This window comes from Streptomyces sp. (assembly GCF_031178505.1).
Taxonomy (GTDB): Bacteria; Actinomycetota; Actinomycetes; order Streptomycetales; family Streptomycetaceae; genus Streptomyces; species Streptomyces gulbargensis.
This window is the reverse complement of sequence record NZ_JAPSIW010000470.1, coordinates 1-5,636: the sequence shown is the minus strand read 5'-3', so window position 1 is coordinate 5,636 and position 5,636 is coordinate 1. Positions and strand designations below refer to the sequence as shown.

General features: G+C 73.3%; 8 protein-coding genes. 4 read left to right on the top strand and 4 right to left on the bottom strand.

All coding sequences use genetic code 11. From position 1 onward, the window contains the following. Positions 1-13 precede the first annotated feature (13 nt). Positions 14-169: a hydrophobic protein gene (locus RIF68_RS25470; RefSeq protein WP_309053641.1), complete on the top strand. Its 156-nt coding sequence runs from the start codon at positions 14-16 to the stop codon at positions 167-169. 109 nt (positions 170-278) lie between these two features. On the opposite strand, the gene RIF68_RS25465 is transcribed toward RIF68_RS25470, so the two are convergent. After that, the gene (locus RIF68_RS25465) at positions 279-602 is read right to left on the bottom strand and encodes a plasmid stabilization protein (protein ID WP_309053640.1); all 324 of its coding nucleotides are present in this window, start codon (positions 600-602) and stop codon (positions 279-281) included. Between the two features lie 29 nt (positions 603-631). Continuing rightward, on the bottom strand, positions 632-973 hold the full coding sequence (locus tag RIF68_RS25460; RefSeq protein WP_309053639.1) for a DUF3040 domain-containing protein: 342 nt from the start codon (positions 971-973) through the stop codon (positions 632-634). Between the two features lie 365 nt (positions 974-1,338). Between RIF68_RS25460 and RIF68_RS25455 the strand changes: the two genes are divergently transcribed. Then, positions 1,339-2,292 (top strand): SigB/SigF/SigG family RNA polymerase sigma factor, encoded by a 954-nt coding sequence (locus RIF68_RS25455; protein WP_375165117.1) that lies wholly within the window; start codon positions 1,339-1,341, stop codon positions 2,290-2,292. On the opposite strand, the gene RIF68_RS25450 is transcribed toward RIF68_RS25455, so the two are convergent. Both RIF68_RS25450 and RIF68_RS25445 read right to left on the bottom strand, forming a co-directional pair. Further along, positions 2,252-2,728, bottom strand: a complete 477-nt coding sequence (locus tag RIF68_RS25450) for an ATP-binding protein (protein WP_309053637.1) — start codon at positions 2,726-2,728, stop codon at positions 2,252-2,254. The two genes, RIF68_RS25455 and RIF68_RS25450, sit on opposite strands and share 41 nt — an antisense overlap. 7 nt (positions 2,729-2,735) lie before the next feature. Further along, positions 2,736-3,182 (bottom strand): STAS domain-containing protein, encoded by a 447-nt coding sequence (locus RIF68_RS25445; RefSeq protein WP_309053636.1) that lies wholly within the window; start codon positions 3,180-3,182, stop codon positions 2,736-2,738. Between the two features lie 115 nt (positions 3,183-3,297). Here RIF68_RS25445 and RIF68_RS25440 point away from each other — a divergent pair, with 115 nt between their 5' ends. Together RIF68_RS25440 and RIF68_RS25435 are read left to right on the top strand one after the other, a co-directional pair. Then, positions 3,298-3,777 (top strand): MarR family transcriptional regulator, encoded by a 480-nt coding sequence (locus tag RIF68_RS25440; protein ID WP_309053635.1) that lies wholly within the window; start codon positions 3,298-3,300, stop codon positions 3,775-3,777. 212 nt (positions 3,778-3,989) lie between these two features. After that, complete coding sequence (locus tag RIF68_RS25435; protein WP_309053634.1) at positions 3,990-5,588, top strand: MFS transporter; 1,599 nt, start codon at positions 3,990-3,992, stop codon at positions 5,586-5,588. Positions 5,589-5,636: the final 48 nt, after the last annotated feature.

Here is a 5,636-nt window from a genome sequence, read left to right as displayed (position 1 = left end):
CAAGGAGGCCCCGATGGTTCCCCTTCTCCTCGTCCTGCTGGTCGTCCTCATCCTGTTCGGCGCCGGATTCGCGCTCGAGGTGCTCTGGTACGTGGCCATCGCGGTGCTCGTGCTGTGGCTCCTCGGCTTCCTCATGAGGGGCAGCGGCTCCCGCTGGTACCGCTGGTGAACGACCCTCCGCGGCGGCACCACCGCCGGTCCCCCTCATCCACGGCCCCCGCCCCGGACGTCTCCGGGGCGGGGGCCCTTTGGTACGCGTGAGGCCTGCGGCCGGGCGGTCACTTGTCCAGCGAGCGCTTGAGCTCCGCCTTGTTCATCGAGGACCGGCCGTGCACGTTGCGGCGCTGCGCCTCGGCGTACAGCTGGTCGTAGGTCGGCCCCTCGGAACCGCTGTGCGAGCGCTTGCCGCCCCGCCGCGAGGAGGACATGTCCTCGGTGGAGCTCTTGCTCGCGGTCCTGGACTCCCCCGAGCGGGCGCGTTCCTTGTTGACGGTGCGCGCGGCGATCTCCTCCGAGCGCTTCTCGCTCTCTCCCCGCTTCCGGGCGCTGTCCTTGATGTGCTCGTACTGCCGTTCCCGCTTGGGACTCGATCCACGGGGCATGTCGGTTCCTCTCCTGGTTCGGTCGTGGTTCATCCGGGTGTACGCGGGTCCCCTGTCCCGTGCCGTGTCCAGCGGACGACCAGCCGGAGCAGCACCACCAGGGTGAGGACCCAGGCGGTGGCGAAGGCCCAGATCAGGGCCGGTGCCTCGGTGGTGACGGCGAGCACGAGCAGGGCGAGGGTGGCCGCGCCGAGCGCCGCGAGCGCCAGGGCGGGCCGCAGCCGATACCTACCGGGGACAGGTGCGCCCGGCAACCGGAGGCCGCTCGGGGCCGTTCCGAACCGGCGCGCGAGCGGTTCGTCGCGGCCGAGCTGCTCCTCGATCTCCGCCAGAATGCGCCGCTCGCGCGGGGAGAGCCGCACGTCGTCCATCGCGAACACCTCCTCCCGGGCCGGCAGCCGGTCCGCCGGACGGCCGGGTCCCTCGACCGGGCGGCTACCCGCTCGCGGGCGGCTCAGACATGCCCGGACGGCGCGCGGCGGGGACGGGCCGCACCTGTGCCGGACGGGGGTGCGCATCCCGCCGCGGAGCACGCCGGGATGCGAGATCCCTCTTCGTGTTAAATCGTGTCAAAGCAGGCAATTACGGGAATCCTTTTGCCAGGACGCTCGACCGACGGACCCCCGCCGCCGTCCGGCGCGGCGCAGGCCCACCGCCCGCCCCCCGTCGAAGGAGCCCCATGTCCACCACAAGCGACCGCACGACCGCCCACCGTCCGACGACCGAACGCGTGATCATGGAAACCGTCCGTTCACAGCACCCCGCCCCCGACGGCCCGGCGATCGACCGTCCCGCCCCCACCGGCCGTCCGGCCGTGGACCCCCGCGCGCCGGACCCGGCGACGCGGCGGGCGGCGCTCGACGGGCTGCCCGAGCCGGAGCGGCCGACGGCCGTCTCCACGGACGACGCGCAGACCCTTTCCGTCGCCCTGTTCCAGCGGCTGGGCGAGCTGGACGAGGGCACCGTGGAGTTCGCGTACGTGCGCAACACCCTCGTGGAGCTGAACCTCAGCCTGGTGAAGTTCGCCGCCCGTCGCTTCCGCAACCGCGCGGAGCCGATGGAGGACATCATCCAGGTCGGCACCATCGGCCTGATCAAGGCGATCGACCGGTTCGACCCGAGTCGCGGCATCGAGTTCTCGACCTTCGCGCTGCCGACGGTCGTCGGGGAGATGAAACGGTTCTTCCGCGACACCAGCTGGGCGGTTCGCGTCCCGCGCCGGCTCCAGGAGCTGCGCATCGACGTGGCGAAGGCGCTGGACGCCCTGGAGCAGCGGCTCGGCCACCACCCCACGCGCGCCGAGCTGGCCGCGCAGCTGCACCTCAGCGAGGAGACCGTGGCGGAGGGCGAGCTCGCGGCCAACGGTTACGCGGCCCGCTCCCTCGACGCCCCGGCCGGCGACGACTCCTCGCCCGGCTCCGGCGCCGGAGGGCGCCAGGTGGCCGAGGCGGAGCCCGCCTACGAGCTGATCGAGTGCCTGGAGTCGCTGAAGCCGCTCATCGCCCGGCTGGACGACCGGGACCGGCAGATCCTCTCGCTCCGTTTCGGCGAGGAACTCACCCAGGCGGAGATCGGCCAGCGGATCGGCCTCTCCCAGATGCACGTCTCGCGGCTGCTCTCCCGGATCCTCGCGGAGCTGAGGGAGGGCCTCACCGAGGACGGTGCCAGCGAGGACGTTCAGGAAGGTTGATCTCCAGCCACACGACCTTGCCGACGCCCCCGTCCGGCCGGGGCACGGACCCCCAGTCGCCCGCGAGGCGGTCCAGGAGTATCAGCCCGTGACCGCCCGGCAGGGCGGGCGACCGGGGGGCCTGTCTGCGCGGGGGGTCCGGGCTGCGGTCGCTGACCTCCACCCGCAGCACGCCGTGGGCGTGCCGCAGCACCAGCTCCTCCGGCCCGCCGGCGTGCAGGCACGCGTTGGTGACGACCTCGGACACGAGGAGCAGGACGTCCTCGATCCGCTCCCCCGCCGGCTCGCTGTCCGGAGGGATCCACCCCCAATCGGCCAGGGCCTCGGCGGTGAAACCCCGGCAGCGCGAGACGACCCTGCCGGTTCCCGACAGGATCAGCCGGCGCACCTGTGCTCCACCCTCCGCGACCTCGCCCATCTCTCCCTCCACCACCATGGCTCCTTCAGGACCGGTTACCCGGCCACGCGTCGGCGAGCGCCTCGCCGACGTCCTCGTACACCCGGAAGACCGTCCGGGCCCCGGTGATCTCGAACATCCGGTCCACCGGAGGGCGCAGGCCCGCGAGGTCCAGACGACCGCCCTCCGGCAGCACGCGCGAGCGTGCCCGCAACAGGGCGTTCAGTCCCGTGGAGTCACAGAACAGAAGCCGTGAGCAGTCCACCACGACCCGCTCCGCCCCGGCGTGTGCCTCCAGCGCCGCGAGGAACGGTGCCACGGTGTCGTAATCGAGTTCCCCCACAGGGGCCAGAACAACCGTCCCGGATTTCCGCGCGCCGCCGGCCCGGACGATCTCCACATGGAAACGGTCCGCGTCGGAGGGCGTCCCGGGCTCCGCCGGCACCCCGCTCCGGCCCGGGTCCCCGCCGTCGCCGTCCGCCGTGTGTTCCACCGCTTCCCTCACCTCCGCACGTCCCATGGGTCACTCATGCCCTCAGTGAACCCGTTCGCGACGCGTTCGAAAACCTCTTTTGACATACCTATCCGGTGAGACCTACCCTCGCACCATGCCCGCCACCCCCGCGTCCGGCCAGGACATCGACCGCGTCGCCTCCGCGCTCGCGGTCTGCCTGCCCGCGCTGAACCGGGCTCTCGACCGGCGTGTCGTCCAGGACCTGGGGCTGCCCAAGCCGTCCGAGGCGCAGATCGCCCTGCTGACCCTCGTCGCGCGCCAGGAGGGAATCACCGTCCGCGAGGCCGCCGACGCGCTCCTCATGCGGGCGAACAACGTCAGCACGCTCGTCTCGCAGCTCACCGGGCGGGGCCTGCTCGAACGCCGCCAGGACCCCTCCGACAAGCGGATCGCACACCTCCATCCCACGGCCAGGGCGCGCCGGGAGCTGGCCGAGGTGCACCGTCTCCAGCACGAGCACCTCGCGCATGCGCTGCAGTTCCTCACCGACGGCGAGCAGGACGCGCTGGGCTCCGCCGTGGGCGCGCTGAACTCGCTCACGCGTCACCTGCGCCCCGCCTCCCCCACCGAGTAGCGGGCGGCCGGGCGCGCCCGCGCGCGTGCCACCGGAGGGCGCGGAGGACCACTTCCCCGCGCACGCTTCACTCGTTCGGCGTAGTGGCCGGTACGGGTTTCCCCGACACCGGCTTCCGTCTCCCTCCGGGCGCCTTTCCCGACCCACTCCTGCGGGGCCCGCTTCCCCGGGCCCCGCTCCTCCGCAGAACCCCGCACAGACAAGGCATCTCCATGTCGTCCACGACCGTGGATCGCTCCGCCCTGCCCGCCTCCGCCCCGCCGCCCGGGACCCCCGGGCGGCGGTCCCTCCGGGCCAACCCCTGGTTCACCTTGGCCGCCGTCGCCTTCGGCCTGTTCATGGTGCAGCTCGACGCGTCCGTCGTGGCGATCGCCAACCCCGCGATCGGACGGGACCTCTCGGCCTCCACCGCCGATCTCCAGTGGGTCACCAACTCCTACCTGCTGGCGCTCGCCGCCTCCCTCATCCTCGGCGGGAAGCTCGGCGACCGGTTCGGCCGCCGCACCTTCTACCTCGCCGGCGTCGCCGGCTTCACCCTCGCCTCCGTCGCCATCGGCGTGTCCGGCTCCATCGAGGGCGTGATCGTCTTCCGCGCCGCCCAGGGCCTCTTCGGCGGCCTGCTCATGCCGAACACCCTCGGTCTGCTCCGGGCGGCCTTCCCGCCCCGCCGGTTCGGTACGGCCGTCGGCATCTGGGCCATGGTCTCGGCCGTCTCCACCGCGCTCGGCCCGATCGCCGGCGGCGTGCTGGTCGAGCGGGTCTCCTGGGAGTCCGTCTTCTTCATCAACGCGCCGATCGGGATCGTGGCGCTGCTGTTCGGCGCCGCCGTCCTCCCGCAGGCGCGCTCCGAGGGCGCGGGGCGCCGCTTCGACGTCCCCGGCGTCCTGCTTCTGGCGGTGGCGCTGCTGCTCCTGGTCCTCGGCGTCGTGAAGGGCGAGACGTGGGGCTGGTCCTCGGCGGGCACGCTGGGCTGTCTCGCCGCCGGGCTTGTGCTCCTCGTCGGCTTCGGTGTGTACGAGACCCGGGTGGAGCAGCCGCTGCTCCCGATGCGGCTGTTCCGGGACCGCGCGCTGACCACCGGCACGGTTGTCACGGCTCTGAACTTCTTCGTCATGCTCGGTGTCATCTTCTTCGTGATGCTGTACCTGCAGAACGTCCGGGGCCTCTCCCCCGTCGACGCCGGCGTCCGCACCCTGCCGCTGAGCCTCGCCTCCCTGGCCGCCTCTCCCCTGGGCGCGGCGCTGACGGGACGGTTCGGGCCGCGGCTCACCATGCCGCTGGGCATGCTGCTCCAGGCGGCGGCCGCGTTCGGGATCGCGGCGTGGGACACCGGTTCCCCGTACGGGGCGATGTGGCCGCCGTTCGTGGCGCTGGGGCTCGGCGTCGGCATGGTCCTCGCGGCCTCCTCCGACGCGATCGTGGGCCGGGCGCCGGTCCGGGACGCCGGCGTGGCCGGCGGGCTCCAGGCCACGGCCCTCCAGATCGGCGGCGCGCTCGGCACGTCGGTGCTGATGTCGCTGATCGGCGGGCGCGTCGGCGCCACGCTCACCGGCGAACTCACCGCCGCGGGCGTCCCCGCGGGCCCGGCGGCCGAACTGCACCACGCCCGGGACGCGGTGGCGATGGGCGTCGCCCCCGTCTCCCCGCGCATGCCGGACGCCCTCGCGGAGGCCGTCGTCTCGGGCAGCCACCAGGCCTTCATGAACGGTCTGCACACGGCGGCCCTCGTCACCGGCGTCCTCTGCCTCGTCGGCGCCGTGACGGCGGTGGCCGGCCTGGGCCGCGCCGGCCGGGCGGCACCGGGCAACTGAGACGGCGCTTCCCGGCCGGTTCCCGAGGCCCCGGCGCCCGCCGCTGAC